At 62.2% G+C, this 19,508-nt stretch carries 18 protein-coding genes; 3 read left to right on the forward strand and 15 right to left on the reverse strand.

Features of this window, described 5'->3' with window-relative positions; all coding sequences use genetic code 11:
- Positions 1 to 3 precede the first annotated feature (3 nt).
- The 7 genes from ssuC to BRAGE_RS51925 form a co-directional block, all read right to left on the reverse strand.
- Positions 4 to 810 (reverse strand): aliphatic sulfonate ABC transporter permease SsuC, encoded by an 807-nt coding sequence (gene ssuC, locus BRAGE_RS0131875; protein WP_027560944.1) that lies wholly within the window; start codon positions 808 to 810, stop codon positions 4 to 6.
- Positions 807 to 1,970 (reverse strand): FMNH2-dependent alkanesulfonate monooxygenase, encoded by a 1,164-nt coding sequence (gene ssuD / locus BRAGE_RS0131880; protein ID WP_027560945.1) that lies wholly within the window; start codon positions 1,968 to 1,970, stop codon positions 807 to 809. The genes ssuC and ssuD overlap by 4 nt, the downstream gene beginning before the upstream one ends.
- 10 nt (positions 1,971 to 1,980) lie before the next feature.
- Entirely contained in the window at positions 1,981 to 2,103 is a 123-nt protein-coding gene (locus BRAGE_RS57670; RefSeq protein WP_265442147.1) for a hypothetical protein, read from the reverse strand.
- Between the two features lie 2 nt (positions 2,104 to 2,105).
- Positions 2,106 to 3,056 carry a sulfonate ABC transporter substrate-binding protein gene (locus BRAGE_RS0131890; protein ID WP_027560946.1) on the reverse strand — a complete coding sequence of 317 codons (951 nt, stop codon included), beginning with the start codon at positions 3,054 to 3,056 and terminating at the stop codon, positions 2,106 to 2,108.
- Positions 3,057 to 3,604: 548 nt separating this feature from the next.
- Positions 3,605 to 4,771: a cytochrome P450 gene (locus BRAGE_RS0131895; RefSeq protein WP_027560947.1), complete on the reverse strand. Its 1,167-nt coding sequence runs from the start codon at positions 4,769 to 4,771 to the stop codon at positions 3,605 to 3,607.
- Positions 4,772 to 5,008: 237 nt separating this feature from the next.
- Entirely contained in the window at positions 5,009 to 6,370 is a 1,362-nt protein-coding gene (locus tag BRAGE_RS0131900) for an FAD-binding oxidoreductase (RefSeq protein ID WP_027560948.1), read from the reverse strand.
- Positions 6,371 to 6,482: 112 nt separating this feature from the next.
- A complete protein-coding gene (locus tag BRAGE_RS51925; RefSeq protein ID WP_027560949.1) occupies positions 6,483 to 7,346 on the reverse strand; it encodes a helix-turn-helix domain-containing protein in 864 nt (287 codons plus the stop codon).
- Between the two features lie 130 nt (positions 7,347 to 7,476).
- Here BRAGE_RS51925 and BRAGE_RS55190 point away from each other — a divergent pair, with 130 nt between their 5' ends.
- Positions 7,477 to 7,635, forward strand: coding sequence for a hypothetical protein (locus BRAGE_RS55190; RefSeq protein WP_156950890.1), 159 nt, complete (start codon positions 7,477 to 7,479; stop codon positions 7,633 to 7,635).
- Here BRAGE_RS55190 and BRAGE_RS0131915 read toward each other — a convergent pair.
- From BRAGE_RS0131915 to BRAGE_RS0131925, 3 genes are all read right to left on the reverse strand, one after another.
- Positions 7,600 to 8,421, reverse strand: coding sequence for an ABC transporter substrate-binding protein (locus tag BRAGE_RS0131915; RefSeq protein ID WP_159073938.1), 822 nt, complete (start codon positions 8,419 to 8,421; stop codon positions 7,600 to 7,602). The two genes, BRAGE_RS55190 and BRAGE_RS0131915, sit on opposite strands and share 36 nt — an antisense overlap.
- 701 nt (positions 8,422 to 9,122) lie before the next feature.
- The gene (locus tag BRAGE_RS50460; RefSeq protein WP_027560951.1) at positions 9,123 to 10,001 is read right to left on the reverse strand and encodes a L,D-transpeptidase; all 879 of its coding nucleotides are present in this window, start codon (positions 9,999 to 10,001) and stop codon (positions 9,123 to 9,125) included.
- A 264-nt stretch (positions 10,002 to 10,265) separates the two neighbouring features.
- Positions 10,266 to 11,441 (reverse strand): OpgC family protein, encoded by a 1,176-nt coding sequence (locus BRAGE_RS0131925; RefSeq protein ID WP_027560952.1) that lies wholly within the window; start codon positions 11,439 to 11,441, stop codon positions 10,266 to 10,268.
- 860 nt (positions 11,442 to 12,301) lie between these two features.
- On the opposite strand from BRAGE_RS0131925, the gene BRAGE_RS0131930 reads away from it, so the two are divergent.
- Positions 12,302 to 13,231, forward strand: coding sequence for a helix-turn-helix transcriptional regulator (locus BRAGE_RS0131930; protein ID WP_231164362.1), 930 nt, complete (start codon positions 12,302 to 12,304; stop codon positions 13,229 to 13,231).
- Positions 13,232 to 13,481: 250 nt separating this feature from the next.
- Here BRAGE_RS0131930 and BRAGE_RS0131940 read toward each other — a convergent pair whose 3' ends face one another.
- From BRAGE_RS0131940 to BRAGE_RS0131950, 3 genes are all read right to left on the reverse strand, one after another.
- Positions 13,482 to 13,829 carry a hypothetical protein gene (locus BRAGE_RS0131940; protein WP_027560955.1) on the reverse strand — a complete coding sequence of 116 codons (348 nt, stop codon included), beginning with the start codon at positions 13,827 to 13,829 and terminating at the stop codon, positions 13,482 to 13,484.
- A gap of 140 nt (positions 13,830 to 13,969) precedes the next feature.
- Entirely contained in the window at positions 13,970 to 15,754 is a 1,785-nt protein-coding gene (locus BRAGE_RS0131945) for a caspase family protein (RefSeq protein WP_027560956.1), read from the reverse strand.
- A gap of 205 nt (positions 15,755 to 15,959) precedes the next feature.
- Entirely contained in the window at positions 15,960 to 16,748 is a 789-nt protein-coding gene (locus tag BRAGE_RS0131950) for a helix-turn-helix transcriptional regulator (RefSeq protein WP_027560957.1), read from the reverse strand.
- A gap of 395 nt (positions 16,749 to 17,143) precedes the next feature.
- On the opposite strand from BRAGE_RS0131950, the gene BRAGE_RS56145 reads away from it, so the two are divergent.
- Positions 17,144 to 17,305 carry a hypothetical protein gene (locus tag BRAGE_RS56145; protein WP_167336536.1) on the forward strand — a complete coding sequence of 54 codons (162 nt, stop codon included), beginning with the start codon at positions 17,144 to 17,146 and terminating at the stop codon, positions 17,303 to 17,305.
- Positions 17,306 to 17,374: 69 nt separating this feature from the next.
- Here the strand turns inward: BRAGE_RS56145 and BRAGE_RS50470 are convergent, their stop codons facing one another.
- Complete coding sequence (locus BRAGE_RS50470) at positions 17,375 to 17,869, reverse strand: septal ring lytic transglycosylase RlpA family protein (RefSeq protein WP_027560958.1); 495 nt, start codon at positions 17,867 to 17,869, stop codon at positions 17,375 to 17,377.
- A 215-nt stretch (positions 17,870 to 18,084) separates the two neighbouring features.
- A complete protein-coding gene (locus tag BRAGE_RS0131965) occupies positions 18,085 to 19,290 on the reverse strand; it encodes an LLM class flavin-dependent oxidoreductase (RefSeq protein ID WP_027560959.1) in 1,206 nt (401 codons plus the stop codon).
- Positions 19,291 to 19,508: the final 218 nt, after the last annotated feature.

The following is a 19,508-nucleotide window of genomic DNA, read 5'->3' on the forward strand; positions in this document are numbered from 1 at the left end:
TGCTCAACGTTTCCAATAGGCGGGGTGCCAGGAGAGCGTGAGGCGCTCCAGCACGCGGGAGGCGCTGTCGGCGAGCTTGCCGAGCAGGGCGTAGATCAGGATCGAGAGCACGACGACGTCGATCAGCATGAACTCGCGCGCCTGCATCGCCATGTAGCCGAGGCCCGAGGACGCTGCGATGGTCTCGGCGACGATCAGCGTCAACCACATGATGCCGAGGGCGAAGCGGATGCCGACGAAGATCGAGGGCAGCGCGCCCGGGAAGATGACGCGGCGGAACAATTCGCCGTCGGTCATGCCGTAGATGCGGCCCATCTCGATCAGCTGCGGATCGACGGTGCGGATGCCGTGCAGCGTGTTGAGATAGATCGGGAAGAACACGCCCAGCGCCACCAGGAACAGTTTTGCGCTCTCGTCGATGCCGAACCAGAGGATGACGAGCGGAATCAGCGCCAGATGCGGCACGTTGCGCACCATCTGCAGCGTGGTGTCGGTGAGCTTGGCCGAGAGCTGCGACAGGCCGTTGGCAAGGCCGAAGGCGAAGCCGATGCCGCCGCCAATCAGAAAGCCGATCGAGGCGCGCCAGAACGAGACCCAGATGTTGCGGCCGAGCTCGCCGGAAAGCAGCAGCTTCCAGCCGGCGAGCACGACGTCGCTGGGCGCCGGCAGCACGCGCGTCGGCACGAAGCCGGTGACGCTCGCGACCTGCCAGATCGCGACGATGGCGAGTGGCACGATCCACTGGATGAGGCCGTCGACGCGCGGCAGGCGGAAGCCGCGCGGAAGTGAAACGCTGTCGATCAGGCTCATGACTGCGACACCCTGTGCTGCGGACGGAAGTCGCTGCCGACGGTCTCGCCGAAGGGACCGCCGTTGAAGTGCAGCTTGGCGACGTTGGTCGGCTGCTCCAGCGAGAGCAGCGGGAACACCAGCTCGGCGAAGCGATAGGCTTCCTCGAGGTGCGGGTAGCCCGACATGATGAAGGTATCGATGCCGAGATCCTGATACTCCTTGATGCGGGCGGCGACGGCCTTGGCGTCGCCGACCAGCGCCGTGCCGGCGCCGCCGCGCACGAGGCCAACGCCGGCCCACAGATTCGGGGCGATCTCGAGCTTGTCGCGCTGGCCGCCATGCAGCTGCGCCATGCGCTGCTGGCCAACGGAGTCCATGCGGGCAAAGTTCTTCTGCGCCTTGGCGATGGTGTCGTCGCTGACATGCTTGATCAGCTCGTCGGCAGCTCGCCAGGCCTCGTCATTGGTCTCGCGAACAATCACATGAAGGCGGATGCCGAAAGAGAGCTTTCGGCCGCGTGCGCTCGCGACCTCCCTCACCTTCGCGATCTTGTCGGCGACGAGCGCCGGCGGCTCGCCCCAGGTGAGATATTTGTCGACGGTGTCGACCGCGACGTCGATGCCGGCGTCCGACGAGCCGCCGAAATAAAGCGGCGGGCGCGGCGACTGCTCCGGAGGAAACAGCAGCTTGCCGTCCTCGATGCGGATGTGCTTGCCCTCGACATTGACGGTCTTGCCGGCGAGCAGGTCGCTATAGACGTTGAGGAACTCGCGGGTGACCTCGTAGCGCTCGTCATGGGCGAGGAAGATGCCGTCGCCCTTGTTCTCAACGGGATCGCCGCCCGTGACGACGTTGACGAGCAGCCGGCCGCCCGTGACGCGGTCGAGCGTCGCGGTCATGCGCGCGGCGACGCTCGGCGATTGCAGGCCGGGGCGAACGGCGACGAGATAGCGCAGCCGTTCGGTGAACGGCGCGACGCTGGAGGCGACGATCCAGGAATCCTCGCAGGAGCGCCCCGTCGGCAAGAGCACGCCGTAATAGCCGAGCTGATCGGCGGCCTGCGCGATCTGGCGCAGATAGTTGAAATTGACTTCGCGGCCACCGATGCCGGTGCCGAGATAGCGGCCGTCGCCGTGGGTCGGCAGGAACCAGAGGATGTTGGCGTTGGATTGGCTCATGGCTCTGCCTCTAGCCGTAGGACGTGCCGACCGCGGCGGCGACGATGCCGATCGACAGCATGACGGCCGCGATCAGACGCTGGATGATACGCCTCATGTTCAAACCCTTGTGCGTGGGAAGAGTGGTCGGCACGATCAGGCTGCCGGGTTGCGCCAGACGATGTCGCGGATCACGATCGGCTTCGGGATCAGGCCGAGCTTGTGGAAGCGGTCGGCGACGCCCTGCTGGGTCGTAACGATGTCGTCGGTGACGGGGCCGACCACGAAGGACGAGCGGTTGGCCGCGATGGTCTGGATATCCAGCGGAATGCCGGTCACGGCGGCGAGCGATTTGGCGACCTCGTCGCGGTGCTGCTCGGCCCATTTGGCGGTCGCGGTGGTGACGTCGACGATCTGTTGCAGGATCGCGCCGTGGTTTTTCGCGAAGTCGCGGTTGGCGATGTAGAAGGAGTTGGTCTTGGTGACCTCACGCGCATTGATCAGGATGCGGCCGTTCTGCTTGGTCTCGCCGATCGCAAAATACGGATCCCAGATCGCCCAGGCCTCGATGCTGCCATTGGCGAAGGCCGGGCCTGCATCGGGCGGCGTCAGGTAGACCGGAGTGATGTCGGCATAGGTGAGGCCCGCCTTCTCCAGCGTCTGCACCACGATATTGTGGGCGCTCGAGCCCTTGGTGAAGCCGACGCGCCTGCCCTTCAACTCCGTGATGATGCGGATCGGCGAGTCCTTGGGCACCAGGATGCCCTGCCCGTTGGTGATGGGCTGGCCGGCGGCATAGACAATCGCTGCGCCCGCGGCCTGCGCGAACACTGGCGGGGAATCGCCGACCGCGCCGTAATCGACGCTGCCGACATTCATCGCCTCCATCATCGGCGGGCCCGAGGAGAACTCGACCCACTTCACCTCGATGCCTTGCGGGGAAAAATGTTTTTCCAGCGCGGCCTGCTGGCGCGTGATGACCAGCACGCCGTTCTTCTGGTAGCCGATACGAATTTCCTTCACCGCGCCTTGCGCGATTACGGGCGATGCGAACGCAGCGGCGGCGGCCGTTCCGACGGAAAGCTTGAGAAAGTCACGACGCTGCATTCATCACTCCCGGCCGGGTGCGGCCGTCGTTCATTGCGATGCGGGAATGATGGTGTGGGTCAGCGGAGCTGTCGAGACATCGGGAAAAATAGCGATGCGCACACTGCGCGCGTGGCGGCAGGCATGATTAATCTTTCAATCGCCTGCGATGATGCAGACGGAATTTTTCCGCACACGAATGTGAGAGCGGCGCGGATTTTTGTCCGACGCTTGTGCGATCGGAACAAAAACGCGAAAACAACCCCATGCACAGTAGCCGGGGCGTACGAAATCGATGAATTGCTGATTATCCGAACGCCGTTTGACACGTCGGGCAAAACAGGGGCATAATGCCATCGTCGCGGACTGAGGGCTGAGGAGCGCGAAGCTCCCTCCCCCCCTCTGCTGTCATTCCCCGCGAAGGCGGGGAATCCAGTACGCCGTGGCGTCTCCGTATCCAACGACTGTCTCTGGAATACTGGATCGCCCGCCTTCGCGGGCGATGACACCGAATTTGTACGATGGAACGCGTGCGACAACCCTGTTCATGCGCATAGCCCCTCGCCGGCCTATTGCGACCACCTCACCGGCAAATTCTGCAAGCCCCGGAAGGCCCAGCCGCCGATCCGGACCGGTTCGTCGTTGGCAAGTTCAAGACGACTCGCACGCGCGAACACCGTCGGCAGGGCGACGTCGGCGATCATCGCGCGCGAGGCGAAGGCGCCGGCGCAGAAATGCGGACCGGCGCCGAAGGCGACGCTCTTGGACGTGTCGCGTCGCAGGTCGAACTGGTCGGCGCGCTCAAAATGCGTCTCGTCGCGATTGGCGGAGCCGAACATCAGGAACACGCGCTCATCCAGCTCGAAGGATACGTCGCGAATGCTCCAGGGCCTCGCGATACGCCGCGGCGACATGCCGATCGGCGAGATCCAGCGGGCGTATTCCTCGAAGGCCTGGAGCCAGGACACTTCACCGCGCCTGATAAGATCGAGCTGGTCGGGATGGGTCAAGAGCGCCCATACGGTGCCGGCGATCGCCTTGCGCGGCTCGTTCTGGCCACCCGAGATCGCGAGTTTTACATTTGCGCGCACGCTCTCCATGGCCATGCCGGAGGCAAGAAGAACGCCCAAAATGCTCTGGTCGGGATGCCTACGCATCACCGGCAGGATGTCGTCGATCGCCGCGTCGATGCCTGATGTCGCCGCGTGGCAGCGTGCCTCGACCGCGGGATCGCCGGCATAATTGGCGATTCCCTCGATCATGCCTTGCGACCACGCATCCATGTCCTCAAAGCGGATGTTGGTGAGGCCGGTGATCGACTTCAGGCACTCGCCGGAGAACGGCAGCGCGAAGTCGCGCATGAAGTCGATCCGCCCGGGCACGACGCCATCCATGATGCGGTCGGCATGGGCCTGGAACAGCGCGGTCCAGTGCGCCTTCACCGTCCTCGGCGAGATCGTCGGAAACATCGCGCGCCGCTCGACCTGATGCGCCTCGCCGTCCTTGCGCATCATGTTGTGGCCCATCAGGCGGTTCATCAGGCCCGCGGGCTGGTGCGAGGAGAACACATCGATCTGCTTCTCCGAGATCGAGATGTCGTCGCGGCTCGTCAGCAGCGTCGAGCCGAGCTGCGGCACGAACGCGATCGGCGCCTCCTTGCGCATTTTGGCGAGCATCGGATAGGGATCGGCCCAGAATGCAGCAGGGTCGATGTCGATGCGCGGCGCGGTGCTCAAGGCGGTCTCTCCCCTGGGATTCTCGCTTCCTCCAGGCGAGACTAGCGAAATCCGGGGCCGGCGTCTGTCCCTAGCAATAGGGACAGACGGTCTCTGGCCGCGTCGTCCAAGGTCGAGCACGCGCGCGGTTCGATGACGAAGTCCGCATGCCCACGACACCGGGCATCGACGATACATGAGCGAGTGTTCGCCTAAAGGCCAAAATCCTCATCCGCGCGCCGTGCGGTCTGCCGCTTGCTACAGGGCACGCGGCAACGGAATGGCGGACGAGAAAACATTGTCCGGATCGTAGCGGCGCTTTACTTCCATCAATCGTTTCGCATTGCCGCCATAACTATGCCGGGCGCGATCGGGATCGTTGGGGCCGAGCAAGTTTGGATATCCGCCAGGCAGCGCCGCCGCGAAGGCCTGGCGGGTGGAGCGCGCCCAATCTCGATGCAGTGGCTCGTCCTCGGCGTCGGCCCGGTCGGGGAAGGTCGCGAGCATCTCGACCAGCACATGATCACGGCGGAGACCGAAGGCCGTCGCGGCCTCCGGGACACCGGATGCCGCGCCCCTGAACTCGTGGGTGAAGATGGCGCAGCCCGGCGATACCGCCGCTTCCATCGCATCGACGAACGTGTCGATGCATCTGCGGTCGAACACGGGCAACGAGCACGTCTCCATGACAGCCCGCAATCCATCGACGAGGTAGGGATCGAACACGCCGAGCAGCGCGCCGTAGGATTTTCTTTCGATCCGGCCGGCGAGCAAGGTCCCTAGCTTGAGAAAGGGTTCAAGCTTGGCCCCGCCTTCTTCCGGTCGGCCGCTCCAGGCTGGAATCAACATGACCGCAACCGTGCCCGAGGGATCGGCGACGAGCCCCGCCTGCACCGTCAACTCATCCGGTGCCGATGCCGTCAACGAAGCGCATCCTTCGAGTACGGCGCGCGCCTCGGCAAAGGGATAGACCAGCAGACCGGAAAGGACGTTCGGCAACTCATGCACGCGGTGACGCATCTGCGTGACCACGCCGAAATTGCCGCCGCCGCCCCGCAGCGCCCAGAACAGGTCGGCATCGTTGTCGTCATCCGCAGACACGATTCGTCCGTCCGCCAGCACCACCTGTGCGGCGAGCATATTGTCGAGCGCGAGCCCGAAACGTCCGATCAAGGGGCCGTAGCCGCCGCCGAGCGTGAGCCCGGCCATGCCGACGCAGGAGACGGAGCCCGCCACGACAGCAAGGTCGGCTGGGTCCGTCACCGCCGTGACGTCGGCGACGCGGGCGCCGCCGGCAATCGTGACGAAGCGATGGTCGGAGCCGAGCACCACGTGTCGCATGTTGCTCAAGTCAATGACGATACCGTTGCAGAGAGCTCGGCCCGCCCAGTCGTGGCCGCCACCGCGAACCGAAAGCGGCAGCCCGTGCTCGCGCGCAGCACGAATGGCGGCCTGCACGTCGGCAGCGGATTCGCAGTGCACGACGGCCCGAGGCGAAACGTCGGTTTGCTTTGCCCAGAGACCGGTTGCGGCGACATAGCGTTCGCTTCCAGGCAACGAGACGCGCCCGGCGATTTTACCACTCAGGCCCAGGAACGCGCTTTCGATGGAATCCGACATGGTCTTGCTCTCCGTTGATTTCGCGCGAGCGGAACATTTGGCGCGACTGACGACCGGTTTACGGAGAAGCGGACAGACGTTCGTGAAGATTCCTGCTCTTTTGCGAGAGCAATCAGGCGAGCTCCGAGGGCGCGACGCCGTGTACACGGCGGACCCATCGCGACAAATGGCTTTGATCTGCAAACCCGGTCTCTGCCGCAATTTCAGCCAGTCCCATGCGCCCGTCCCGGATGTGCTGGACCGCCGCGTGAAGGCGAAGATGGACCACATAGCGATACGGCGTCATGCCGACGGAGCGGGCGAACACACGCGAGAAATGGAACTCACTGCGGCCAATCAGTGCGGCAAGCTCGGCCACCTGGATCGGCTCTGCGATGTGGGCAAACACGTAATCCCTGATCCGCTCCAGCGCGTATCGGCCCAGCCTGCCGCGGGATGAAGCGGGTGGATTTGACGTATGGCCAACCAGAAGGCGGCCGATGAGACGGCTCGCAACCTCACTCCAGAACAAGGGGCCGCGCGGATAACCACCCGCAACTTCTGATTCCAGCTGCCGCGCCGCCCGGAGAAGGGATTCATCGTATCCAGAGACGCGCTCGCACAATTCTGCATTAGGGACGTGATCTTCTGCCGACGCGAGCGCTAGCCGGCGTGGCTCCACCGCGATGAGCAGCACGTCCGCCGATTGGTTGCTTTCAGCCTCACAATCAATACCTGCGGGACCGATCGCGAGCGCGCCGGCGGCTGCTTCCTGCTTCGCGTGCAGCCCGGCCATACGGCATTCAATCCGCAGCGACGACGGCGACATCTGGAAGTAGATCAGATGCTGGAGCGCAGTCGCGCGGAAATAGGCTCCCCCGTCGAATCGCACGCGAAATGCGCGGACGCCGCTCTCGCCGGCAGGTCTTTCAGCGTGAAGCAGTTGCGGGGGACGGCCATCCTTCTGCGCCCAGCGTAACTTTCCGAGTTCCCTCATCGCAGCGAAAGCCCTGTTGGAGATAGCAGCCAATAATCCCGCAAATTGAGGTGTGGAAACCTGAAGGGAAAGAGTTTCGAAGAACCATGACGCACACGTGAGAACGCGTGATCACCATGCGCGATTTCGAATGAAGCTCCCGCAAGGCCGCCTGCGCGGCCACATCCTGAAATTCCAGAAGATCAAGGATTTGGAGCAGAGTGGCGAGCCAGCTCGTTGCGATTGCCGCAAGGTGACGGCGGAAGTCGTCGCTTCACTCGATAGCCTCGTCGGCAAGGGCGAGCAATGAGGGTGGTATCGCCACGCCTAGCGCCCTTGCGGTCTTGAGGTTGATCACGAACTGAAATTGAGTCGGCTGCTGGACCGGCAGATCGCCAGGACTGGCACCTTTGAGAATCTTGTCGACATATTCCGCGGCGCGTTGGTACGCGTCCTTCAGTACAGGGCCATATGTCAGCAGGCCACCTGAGCGAGCATACTCGACAAAGCCGGTCATTGTGGGAAGTCGCCGTCTGTTTGCCTGATCGATGACCGTCTCCCGAAGGGTGACGGTGACCGGGTCCTCGATAACAATGACACTTGTCGCACCGGATGCGACAAGCGCGTCCATCCTGGATTCGGTCAACTCCGCCGCGTTTCGTATCTCCAGGGGTTCGAGCCTTATGCTTTCCATATCAGCTGCCGCCTTCAACTGTCTTAGAGCCAGAGCACTGTATGGCGTGTCTGGGTTCAGGAGCACGCCGACAACGCGCTGCCCCGGAATGCACGCCAGCAACAACTGAAGCTGCTTGCCTTTCAAGTCGGTGGATTGACCGCTAAGGCCTGTTGCATTCCCTCCTGGTCGCGACAGGGATTGCACCAGGCCAGCCCCGATTGGATCGCCGACGGTCGAAAACACAATGGGAATAGTCTCAGTCGCTGCTTTGAGCGCTTTGGGCGCCAGCGTTCCCCAACCCGCCACCAGCACATGCGGTTTCAATTGCACAAGTTCGTTGGCCAGTGCGGCGAGTCGCCCGGGGTCCCCCTCGGCGGACCGGTGTTGGAAGAAGAGGTTGCGGCCTTCGAGATAACCCAACTTGTGCAATGGTCCAAGGAGTTGAGAGCCATCCGCGTCCGGTTCAAGCGTTAGCAGTGCGACCCTGTAGACTCTCGATTCGGCATGCGCCCTGACTGCACATGACGTGCACAAGCCTCCCAGCATCCAGATAAATTCGCGCCGCCTCATCGCCGCCCCAAACCCACGTTGAGCACAATCGGTCTGCGGCGCTTCCGGACCGCTCATTTCGGATAGGATCGGCCCAGAACGCAGCCGGGTCGATGTCGATGCGCGGCGCTCAAGGCTGGCTCCCCTGGGTTCTTGTTTCCTCCAGGCGAGACTAGCGCACCACCGCGCCGGCGTCTGTCCCTAGCGATAGGAACAGACAGATGATGCGACTGAAGCCGCCAGCCCTGCCGGCCATCGTCAGTTCAGCACACGCTCTGCTACTTCAGAGCCAGGCTGACGGTTGGGGCGTCGACCGTGACGCTGGGAAGGGACCCTGCAGTTTGCGACAGCGCCGGACTGCCCGATCCACAAATCAACAAAGCAACGCAAAAAGAGGGGACAAATGCACGTGACGAGAACCTCATGACGACGGCTCCCTATACCCAACCCCAAGCTACTCGCTTTGGTTGAAAGCTACAAGATCGTCGCAGATGGATACGAGCAAGCGCCGGAGCTTGCCGCCGGTGGCTTGAATGTTTGCTTGTCCTCAGTTGCAGGCACGGAGGACCGAACTACTGCGCCTCGGCGATCTTCGGTCCGGATGACAGCATCTGCGCGTTGGCCGCCAGGGGCCGCTTCGATGGAGATGCCGGGTCCGGCAACCGGAACGCGGCGTCGGTCGGCGCGCCCTGGGAAGGCCGGCGGGCTACGGTTGCCGGAAGCACGATCACCTTCGCTCCGACTTTCACCCGCTCATAGAGGTCCACGACGTCGTCATTGGTCAGCCGGATACAGCCGGACGAAACCCGCTTCCCGATCGTATCGGGATTGTTGGTGCCGTGAATGCGATATTCGGTCTCGCCCAGATACATCGCACGGGCGCCGAGCGGGTTGCCGGGACCGCCTGCCATGAACCGCGGCAGATAAGGCTGACGCCCGATCATCTCTGTGGGCGGATGCCAATCCGGCCATTCAGCTTTGCGGGCCACAGTCTGCTCACCGGACCATGTGAAACCTTCGCGGCCAACACCGATGCCGTAGCGCAGCGCCTGCCTGTCGTTCAGGACGAAATAGAGGAACGTGTTCTTGGTATCGATGATCACGGTGCCCGGTGCCTGGTGGCTGGCGTAATCAATGACCTGCCGGACCAATGCTCCGGGACCGTCGGCGGCTTTTGGTGGCTCGACCAGAGGCGCCGGGGCGGGGGCCGGAATCGGAGCTGGCGCTGGAGCCGGAACTGCCGCTGATGCACGAACTGGAGTTGCCACGTAAACGGGCGTTGACGACGCCCGGGCTTCCTGCGCGGAGGGCTTCCGTGCCGGTTGCTCGCTCGCCGGGCGAGTCAGCAAACCGTACCCCAACGCGGCGACGGCCACGACGCCAATAGCAACTCTCGCGGCCATTGGGAGTGCGAACGTCTCCGCCTTTCCACGTTTGGCGCGCTTAGCCATATCTTTCCCCAGGTCACTCTGTCCAAGAGAGGTACCCAGCAAAATTTAAGAAACTTCGAAGCGATGTCGCTCAGACGGGAGCCGTTCGCTATGGTTAACGCGAACTCATGTTCGGCATTTGGCGTACCGCTGGAAATGTCGCGACGAGGACGATGCGTTTCTCATCGCGAAAACCAGCGTGGGTGACAGGTTGCAACAGGACTTATTTCTCGAAGCCTCGCCTCTGCCGCCCTACCCTCCGTGCTCCACCCGCAATCTACCAGCTTAGCGAACCGGCGGAACTTTCCCGATCGACTGCGTCCCCGCTGACATCCGCTCGCGCTGGATGCCGATCGCGTTCAGTAACCGCGCGACGCCGATCATCATCAGCACTCCGGCAACACTCACCACGATCTGCATCGCAAGCCCCTCCGAGAGGTCGAGCAGCGTAAGTTGGCTGGCGAGCGCCAGAAGGACGCCGAGACAATAGATCGGCAGCGAATTCTCGCCACAGCACTTCGCGCAGCTCAGCACCGGCGTCGATAGCGCGTCCCAATTCCGCGGAATGAATCGTAGCGCCACAATTGCAAGAGCCACAAAATGCAGCAGCCGTATCGGACTGAGATTCGATTTATCCAGTGGAAATGGCAGGTCCCTCAAAATTTGCGCGACCAGCGGCGCGATGCTCCAACTCTGCGCAAGGACTAGGCCGAAAACCAGATAGAGGACGGCCAGAACAAGCGTCAAGCGCGACATCACCCACGGCCGGAATTTCTCTCCCTCAATGACGCACCATGCGCCCAGCACGATCAGAAACTGCCAGGCCAGCGGATTGAAGAACCAGACGCCGCTGGGCCAGGCGGGAACTCTCCAACCAAAGACGTGCACGAGCGCGTAGAGCAACAAGGACACCCCAAGCGTGACGTTCGGCGCTCGCAGCAGCAGCCACAGCAGCGGCGCGAACAGCACGTGAAAAATCACAAAAACCGGCAGGACGTCGGTGTTGACAGGCCGGTATTGCAGGATTGCGGCGTGCGCAAGCGTCGCGCCCGGACGTTCGAGCAGAATTCGCGTATTGCTCCCGTCGGCGAGATCATCGCTGCCCGCAAGGTAGACCAGAATAGCGCAAGCGAGTGTAAGCAGCAGAAACGCCGCGTAGATGTCCCATCCCCGGCGCAGCGAACGGCCGATCATGCCGCTCCAGCCCTCGCGCTCACGCGCCCTGCCGTAGGCCAGCGCGCAGGTCACGCCCGAGAGGAACATGAAGATCTCGGCGGCATCGCAGAAACCGTAGTTGCGCGGTGTCAGCCAGCTCCCGATGTTATTGGGAACATGATCGAGAAAGATCCACCATAACGCGATCCCGCGACAGACATCGATACGCAGATCGCGGCCGGCCGCTCTGAACTCCGGCGGAGTTTCGCCGAACAATCGCGTCGAGGTTTGAGTTCGATCGTCCATCTGTTGGCCCGCGCTCGCGCCTCATAGGGTCGATAACGCGCTCCAGCTATCCGATGGGTGATGGGGGCTCCTTCGTCGCCCAGCTACTCCTTCGAGCGCCAGGGTCGGGAGGATCATCGTCCTCCCAAGGCGCTTCCAGGACTTTATCGCCAACGCCCCGTATCAAAAGTTGGCTTCGCATTTCGGTGAGGCGGGCCCGGCAGTACTCGCGATAAAGCATGTCGAGTATGATGGACATGATCGAACCTCTTCCTGATCGCCACGTCGACGTCCCATGTGACAGATTTCGACCATTTCATCCGGCAGCTAAAAAGGAATAGTGCCGGGAAGTAATCTGTGTCCGACGACCTTAAAGGTGATGCGGCGATCAAGGCACGATAGGAAACCGGATCAGAGCACAGTGTTGTTCTGCAGAACTTCTGCCCGCGGGCCAATGAGCCCGATCAGTCGCGAGCAGCGCAATAAAGTTGGATCTGGTCTTCCAGACTGCCAGGGATGTTCAAACCGGATCCGATGGCAGCAATTTGAAATAGAGCCATTACAATCATCTCCTCTTAAAGGAGATATTTGCACGCGGCATTTGCAATCAAAAATTGCTGCAATTTTCTGGTCGCCACGTGAGCCAGTTCACATCAGCATCTATCACAGGTGAATGAGACTAGCAGACAAACGAAGTAGCTTCTTGGAATCCTGCGTACCTGAGGAGACGGTCGGTGCGCGAATTGCAAAATACGGATACCGGCAGCTGGCCTGCCGCAGCATTTTGACGCAGTCGCTTACCAAGGCTGGAGGTCCCCATGTCTACGGACGCAGCCAATTTCGTAACGCATCGATTCTCGACGCGCGAGCATCCGGAGCGGATGCGACTTCCACTATGGCGCGAGAGGTTTGTGCGGGGAATAGTTCACGTAGATATCGAACCTCTAACGGACGTTCCGTTTCAAGCCGACGCAACATTGCAAGCGCTCCGGGGGCTACGCACGCTCGCACTGAAAGGCTCTCCCATGCGCTTCAAGCGCTTGCGGGCAAGCGTTACTGACGGCGAGGACTCGATCGGCCTCATCGTCAGCTTACCCGGCAAAAGTCGTTTGTCGCAGCGCGGCCGCGACATCGAGCTTTGCGCCGGCGACGCAATCTCGATTCTGCATTCGGAGCCCGCTACCGTCACCTATATCGACGGAATATTATTTGGTCTGGCGGTACCCCGCGAGGCGCTTGCGCAGCGCGTGACAGACATCGAGAGCCTCGCCATGCGGCCGATTCCTCAGCGGAATGAAGCCCTCCGCCTCCTCATGACCTATCTGAAGTCAGCATTTAAGGAGGGGGCTCTGGCCGCCCCCAAGCTGCGTGATGCGGTCGTAGCTCACACCTGTGATCTTGTTGCGCTCGCGGTCGGCGAGCGCGCTCCCTTGGGCGAGAGCGATGCGAGTGCGGTCGTGGCCGCGCGCCACGGCGCCGTACTCGACTACATCGCGGCAAATTTTCAGAAGCCTGGGCTTAGCGTCGAGGAGGTCGCTCATCGCCAAGGCATCTCACCTCGCTATCTGCAGCGCCTGATGGCGTTATCAGGATCGTCGTTCACCGGGCACGTGAATGAGCTACGTCTCCAACTTGCGTTCAAACTGTTGACCGAGGCCCGCGCCGGCGCGCAGCTAATTTCCGATATCGCGCTGGAGGTCGGCTTCTCGGATGTTTCGCATTTCAATCGCCTGTTCCGAGCTCGCTTCGGCGATTCGCCGCGTGGGGTTCGTTACGCCGACAGGGATCCCGGCCGAGCCACGTGCCCCTGATCGGCGCGCGCGCGAGATCCTGCTAGCGAATGTCCGCATTGGGCAAGAAGCGACGATCCTGGCCGCAGACTACCTGTACGCTTTGCGCTCGGAAGCCGATATCGCGGACTTGGAGTTCGCGTTAGTTCAGGCTGCACGGCCTCGCGAGCGGACCCAGCACGATCGCAAACAATTCGTTCGGCGAGGAGATGCCGAGCCGCTCATAGGCGCGCTTGAAGCGCCGGTCTGAGGTGTCAGGGCATCAACGCCGCTAAGTTCGCGGCGCCGGCTGCGACGGGGATGGCGTAGCAGGCTGCTGCGAAGATGGAGCAGGAGGTTGCTGCTGCGGAGTGGTGACCGTCTGCGGATCGCCGCCACCATGCGGGACACATGTCCCCACATTGCTCAGCAGCCGCTTGGCCTCAACATCGCGGGCCTTCTTGTAGTCCCTGCGCCGGTCGATCCTAGCCGCAGCCATGCGGTCCCACGCATCGAACGCATCGGCATAGTGCTGCCGCATCTGCTCCTCGGCGGCGAGACAGTCGCTGAACTTATCGAACACCAGATCGGTGTTGACGGGCGAGACCCCGCCTACCAGAACCACCAACATCCATTTCATAGATTCCGCCTACGTTCGTGCCCGCTCACCGGGAACGACGAGGCATCGGCAAAGTTCCGAAGCACGGGGCGTTGCCCGCCTGTCTCGACCCCAAGAAATTGCTGGAGCCGGCGATCCGAACCAGAATGGAGGGGATGGGCTTAGTTACAGACTTCAACACTTTCGCCAGTGTGCGTGTTGGCACTCCCGCCGCCCCTGCGAAACTCCAATCGGCAACCTTTGGATACTGGTCGGCAACCGGCGCTATTGCAAACGATCTGTCCGCTCGTCTGCGGCTTCGCCGGTGTAGCCTCGATTTTCCTACGCTCCGCATCCCGCTTCGTCGCATCTTCGCGCGTGGCGACCGGCTTCTTGTCTTGGACCTTCTCGCATTCGTTGTCGTCGTTGACGCGATAGCCAGCGCGGCATGCGATCTTGACGCAGGCATCTCCATCTGCCCTGAAACCATGATCGCACACCAGCGGACAGACGCGGCTTGACCGGGCCTTGATCGCGTCCAGCGCATCGGCGCTTGCGAGCGTCGTATCAAGCTTCGTTCCGGCGTACTTGTTGAACAGTGCCAGGGAGCGTTGTGACTTGGCGCTCCACTCGCCATTCTCCAGATTGGCAAGACAGCCGACGCGGCGAAGTTCGGACTGGACGGACTTGGCGAGCTCTCGCGGCGACTGCACCGGTTCAGCCGAAGGTGCGGGCGATGGGAGGGCCGCAACCTTCTGGTCAGCTTCGGAGCCGCTTTTCTTCTCTGCTGCCTGCTTGTCGGCCAGAGCCTTCGCAACAGCGGCCTCAATCTCCTTACGCCGTTGCTCGGCTGCGGCGGCTTTTGCCTCCTCGACTTGCTTGGCCTTCTCGGCGGCGACCCGTGCATCCTCGGCAGCCTTGGCCGTGGCCGCGGCCTTGTCCTGTTCGGTCTTCTTCGCGCGGTCGGCGGCCAGGCGTGCCTTTTCGTCTTCGGCCTGCCGAGCCTTCTCGACCGCCAGTGCGCGAGCTTCCTCCGCTGCAATCTTGTTGAGTTGCCCCTTGGCAAGCCCGGCATAGAAGCCATCCGGGTATTGGGCGAGGAAGACGTTCCAGCCATCACGGGTGCCGAGTTGCAGGGCAAGCTCATAGTTCCGGCGTATCGCGTCATCCGGGCTGGCCTGAGGCCCACCGGAAATCGGCTTCGCAGCAACGAGCGCCACATCATCGCCGCCAAGCGAACCGTAGACATACGGCTCCTGCTTGTAGCTGGTGTTCTTCAAAACATCGTCTCGGACGAAGCCGAACGCCTTCCGCAGATCGAGCCCGGGCGTCGGCAGCCGCTCGACCAGCGCTGCGGCGAAGGGGCTGTTCCTTGAGTCGCCGTCGGAAGCCGTGGACCCGGCCTTCGCTGCGAAAGCTATCATGGTGTTCGGGCTGGTTGGCTCGACCTTGGCAAGGCCGCGTCCGATGGCACGGGCAGCAACCGTTCGCTTCATGGTCTTGGCGAAGGGGTTATCGCGGCAAGCATCAAGGATGATGAGCCGAAGCTGCTTGGCAGGCTCAACGGCGAACAGCGCACGGTCAAGTCCCACGGTCTCATCGAGAACGTCGCTGTCGGTTTCAAGAGCCGCATCGGTCGGTATCAGGTAGTTGGTGCCATCAAGCTCGATGCCGTGACCGGCATAGTAGATGACGGCAACCTCAGCATCTCGCGCGCGTCCGCCGAAGTCGCGCAGTGCCTTGCGCATCTCGGAAGCATTCAGATCGGTCCTGATGTCGATCCAGTCGAACCCGGCCTTCTTGAACATGCCCCCGACCAAGGCGGCATCGTTCGCGGGGTTGGAGAGCTTGGGTACGCTCTTATAGGCCGAGTTGCCCATCACTAGCGCGACGCGGCGCTCCGCATATGCTGAGCCGCACATCAGCCAAATCGAAACAAACAAAGAAAACCAACGAAAAGCGCCCATTACAGTCCCCGACAATATGTGCGCAGCCTATGCACAGCCTGCCGAAAGGCAAGCAGCCAATCTGTGACGTCCATCACATTTCATGCAATTTCGAGGCTCGGGCTCAGTGCGCAAACGTCGCTCCGGCTCAAAAGCGATGATCCTGGCGGCAGACTGCATGTCCGCTTTGCCCTCGAGAGCAGATGTCGCTGAGTTGGAATCTCCCTCAGTTCAGGCCGCGCGGACCCGCCAGCAGACCCAGCACGATCGCAAACAACTCGTTCTGCGAGGAGATGCCGAGCCGCTCATAGGCGCGCTTGCGGTAGGTCAGGGTCGAATGCAGGCTGATGCCGAGGGCCTGCGAGATCGCCTCGGAGCTGAAGCCGAGCAGGATGCGGCGGCACACCTCCTGCTCGCGCGGCGTCAGCGCGGAGAGCGGCGCGCGCGTTGCGAACAGTGCGGCGAGGTTCTGGTCTGGCGTCGCAGTGGCCATCTGCTGGAAATGACGTGCGACGCTGGCGCCGATTGCCGGCGCGATCGTTTGCAGCCGCGCACGCTCGGCATCGCCGAAGCGCCCCTGAGACGTGATGCGGTAGAAATTGACATAGAAGCAGGTGTCGCCGGTCCAGATCGCGGTGGCGCATTTATCGACGATGTCGGAATCGTTGAAGAAGATTTTTCGATAGCGCGCACTGTACATGCGCGGCGCGAACAAGGGCAGCATGATCGGCGCACCGCCCTCGCCCTCGAACAGCGCATCGCGATTGGGATCGGATTCGTGGAATTGCCCGGCATAGGCCGCGCCGAGATCGGCGCCGGTCGGGATGTTGCCGGCATCGAGCAAACAGCTCGCCGCGCCGGCGCGGCTCAGCGCGAACACCATGCAATGACCAACCCCGGCCTGCCGGCGCAGCGTGTCGATCAGGACCTTTGGGAAGTCGGGGTGGCCGATGGCGAGCACTGCGGACGTGACGTCAGCCGCCGCCAAGCCTGAGCCCGCCCCATAGGACCGCATCGTTTCCTCCGTCAGACGCCTTTTGCCGGAGGATAGCAGCAAGAGAATTTTACCGGAAGTCGGCGAGGCCGGCGTAGGCAGCGGCGGGGTCGACCGATTCCGATTCACTAGTCAAAGCCAACCTAAGTATGCCCCCTTCATACCCGTGCGCAATGGCGCCATCCGAGTGCCCGATGCTACCAATCAATCGAGAGTGCAAAGCAACGGAACCGGTCTTGCGAGCCGGCAGTTGCGGGGCAAGGTCGGCGGCGTAACGCCCGCCGGCTTTTCTCGACCTTTAGATTTTACGCACGATCTATCCGGGAAACCGCTTCGCACTTTTCCGGATCACGCTTTAGCGGCGCGTTGCCGCTCAATTGGTGTCTACTGCCACGCTTGGCCGCAGAGAGTACGCCATGAAAAACATCACCGATCTCCTGATGCGGTTCTGGCAAGGAAGCCAGTCCACGTCCAATACCGAGGTTGCGGCAATCGCCGAAAACCGAGATCGATCCAGCATGGCTGATTTCGTCCGCATCCTGCAGTCCTACGATCAGGACCAGTACGGCAGGAGCTAAAGCGCGATGAGGTCATGATAACTCGTCATCGCGCTTTGGCTTGTTGTTTGCGCTTATCGCATGAGACGTTCAGCCCACTGGCCCCGGTGTCCAATCGTCCCCTGAAAGCGGGCTGACCTTGACGTCCTGGATCACTCCGCGCTCGAGGCTTGGATCGAAGTGCCGCATCGTGCGCTCGTTGAAGTCGATGATGCGGCCGGGCCTGAGTGGTCCCACATCATTGATCTTGACGATGACCTTCTTGCCGACGGCCTCGACGAGGGCATATTTCGGCCTCTCACCAAACAGGACCCCACCAAATTTCCTGCGCAAGCTCGTCTTGATGGCCGCCGTCCACTCCGACGGATTATAGCGCTCGCCGGAAGCTGTGCTCGGCCCGCCCTCCTCCTTGCCGGGCTTGAATGGATTGTACATGGATGCAGCGCCGACGACTGCATTTCCGGACGCGGCATCAACGACGGTGCTTGAAGGAACCCCACGCGTTTCACCCCGAGCAACGGTAACAGAAACGGCAAGCGCAACCAGGGCGCCGCAAACTGCGGCGCTCGAGCGGAACGACATCATAACTCCTGTGATTTTTTAGATCGCCGGTTCCCGACACCGCAAACAGCGCAAGCGAACGCGAACGCGTTCATCAAGCTTGCACCGGACTTTTACGGACTCGTGCCAACCCCTTGGCTATGGAACCGTCGTGCGAACCAAAGTGGTTCCCACGCAGTGTTTTACGTTGTCGCCGGTTAAGACAGAGAATGCGTCAGCAACATGACCTGACGAACGGCCTACTCCGCCGCCGCCTTGGCTGGTGCGACATTGATCGCGAGCTTGCCGTAGCGATCCGTGAAAGCCTCTGTGTCGATCTCTTCGAGCTTGATCTCGCCGCTCATCACGCCCTGCTTCCACGCGGCCTGCGCCGGATCGTTCTGGAATTCCGGCATCACCTCGCGGCCGAACAGCTCGAGCGATTCGCAGATGTGCTCGTGGCTGTTCTTGCCCGCTTGATTCAGCAGAATCACCTGATCGATATGCGAGGTCTGGAAGCGCTTCAGCTTCTTTCGGATCGTCTCGGGCGAGCCGATCAGACCGCCGCGCAGCGCCGCCTCCTGCGCTTCAGGGTTGTCGCGCTTCCACTTGTTGTACTCGTCCCACATGTTGACGGTGTAGGGCGCAGGCCGCTGACGGTTCTGCGAGGCGCCGTAGAAGCGCAGCGCAAACTGGAAGAAGGTGGCGCCGTCGGCGCGGGCGCGCGCCTCCTCGTCCGTCTTCGCGCACATGAAGAACGACACCAGCGCCATGTTCGGATTGATCTCGTAGTCGGCAAGCTTGTGCAGCCGCTTGGTCATGGCGTTGTAGTAGGCATGCACCCAGGCATGCGCGGCATCGGCGCTGACGAACTGGAAGCCGAGCGCGCCAAAGCCGTGACGGCCGGCGCGCTCGATGGTCGGCAGTTGCGAGCAGGCCATCCAGAGCGGCGGATGCGGCTTCTGCACGGGCTTGGGCACGACGTTGCGCAAGGGGATGTCGAAATATTTGCCGTGGTGCTCGGACCCTGCGTCCTTGAACATCGGGAAGATCGCGGCGACGGCCTCCTCGAACACCTCCTTCTTGGTCTCCATGTCGCGGCCGAACGGCGTCAGCTCGGTGATGGAGGCGCTCTCGCCCATGCCGAATTCGCAGCGGCCGTTGGAGAGCAGGTCGAGCACCGCAACGCGCTCGGCGACGCGCGCCGGATGATTGGTCGTGAGCTGGAGGATGCCGTGGCCGAGACGGATGTTCCTGGTGCGCTGGCTTGCGGCCGCAAGGAAGGATTCCGGCGACGGCGAGTGCGAGTATTCTTCCAGGAAGTGATGCTCGACGACCCAGGCATGGTCGTAGCCGAGCTTGTCGGCGAGTTCCATCTGCGAGAGGGCATTCTGGTAGAGGGCGAGCTCGTCCCCGGCGACCCAGGGCCTCGGCAGCTGCAGCTCGTAGAAGATGCCGAATTTCATGACGCCTCTCCCAGTTCTCTTGCCCGGTTGTTCTTGTTGCGCTCATCTTAGTGGGCGAGGCGGCGCTGTCTACGGAGCAGCAATTCCGCCGCGCGGGAGATCGATCCTTCGCCTGCGCATCATGCTCAGGGCCGGTCCTGGCGCGGGCCTGCACGGTGCGTCGAACCCGACAGCTTGATCCAGATCAACGCGTTAGCGGCCCTGCTGCATCTAAAATG

The organism is Bradyrhizobium genosp. SA-4 str. CB756, assembly GCF_000473125.1.
Taxonomy (GTDB): Bacteria; Pseudomonadota; Alphaproteobacteria; order Rhizobiales; family Xanthobacteraceae; genus Bradyrhizobium; species Bradyrhizobium arachidis.

Bases quoted from the DNA above. Each gene is read 5' to 3' on its own strand.
- BRAGE_RS55190 (WP_156950890.1), top strand. From the start codon at position 7,477: ATGAAGCTCCCGCAAGGCCGCCTGCGCGGCCACATCCTGAAATTCCAG.
- BRAGE_RS0131900 (WP_027560948.1), bottom strand. From the start codon at position 6,370: ATGTCGGATTCCATCGAAAGCGCGTTCCTGGGCCTGAGTGGTAAAATC.
- BRAGE_RS0131965 (WP_027560959.1), bottom strand. From the start codon at position 19,290: ATGAAATTCGGCATCTTCTACGAGCTGCAGCTGCCGAGGCCCTGGGTC.
- BRAGE_RS0131925 (WP_027560952.1), bottom strand. From the start codon at position 11,441: ATGGACGATCGAACTCAAACCTCGACGCGATTGTTCGGCGAAACTCCG.
- BRAGE_RS0131890 (WP_027560946.1), bottom strand. From the start codon at position 3,056: ATGCAGCGTCGTGACTTTCTCAAGCTTTCCGTCGGAACGGCCGCCGCC.
- BRAGE_RS0131950 (WP_027560957.1), bottom strand. From the start codon at position 16,748: ATGCGGTCCTATGGGGCGGGCTCAGGCTTGGCGGCGGCTGACGTCACG.
- ssuD (WP_027560945.1), bottom strand. From the start codon at position 1,970: ATGAGCCAATCCAACGCCAACATCCTCTGGTTCCTGCCGACCCACGGC.
- BRAGE_RS51925 (WP_027560949.1), bottom strand. From the start codon at position 7,346: ATGAGGGAACTCGGAAAGTTACGCTGGGCGCAGAAGGATGGCCGTCCC.
- BRAGE_RS0131930 (WP_231164362.1), top strand. From the start codon at position 12,302: ATGCGACTTCCACTATGGCGCGAGAGGTTTGTGCGGGGAATAGTTCAC.
- BRAGE_RS0131940 (WP_027560955.1), bottom strand. From the start codon at position 13,829: ATGAAATGGATGTTGGTGGTTCTGGTAGGCGGGGTCTCGCCCGTCAAC.
- BRAGE_RS50470 (WP_027560958.1), bottom strand. From the start codon at position 17,869: ATGATGTCGTTCCGCTCGAGCGCCGCAGTTTGCGGCGCCCTGGTTGCG.
- ssuC (WP_027560944.1), bottom strand. From the start codon at position 810: ATGAGCCTGATCGACAGCGTTTCACTTCCGCGCGGCTTCCGCCTGCCG.
- BRAGE_RS56145 (WP_167336536.1), top strand. From the start codon at position 17,144: ATGAAAAACATCACCGATCTCCTGATGCGGTTCTGGCAAGGAAGCCAG.
- BRAGE_RS0131945 (WP_027560956.1), bottom strand. From the start codon at position 15,754: ATGGGCGCTTTTCGTTGGTTTTCTTTGTTTGTTTCGATTTGGCTGATG.
- BRAGE_RS50460 (WP_027560951.1), bottom strand. From the start codon at position 10,001: ATGGCTAAGCGCGCCAAACGTGGAAAGGCGGAGACGTTCGCACTCCCA.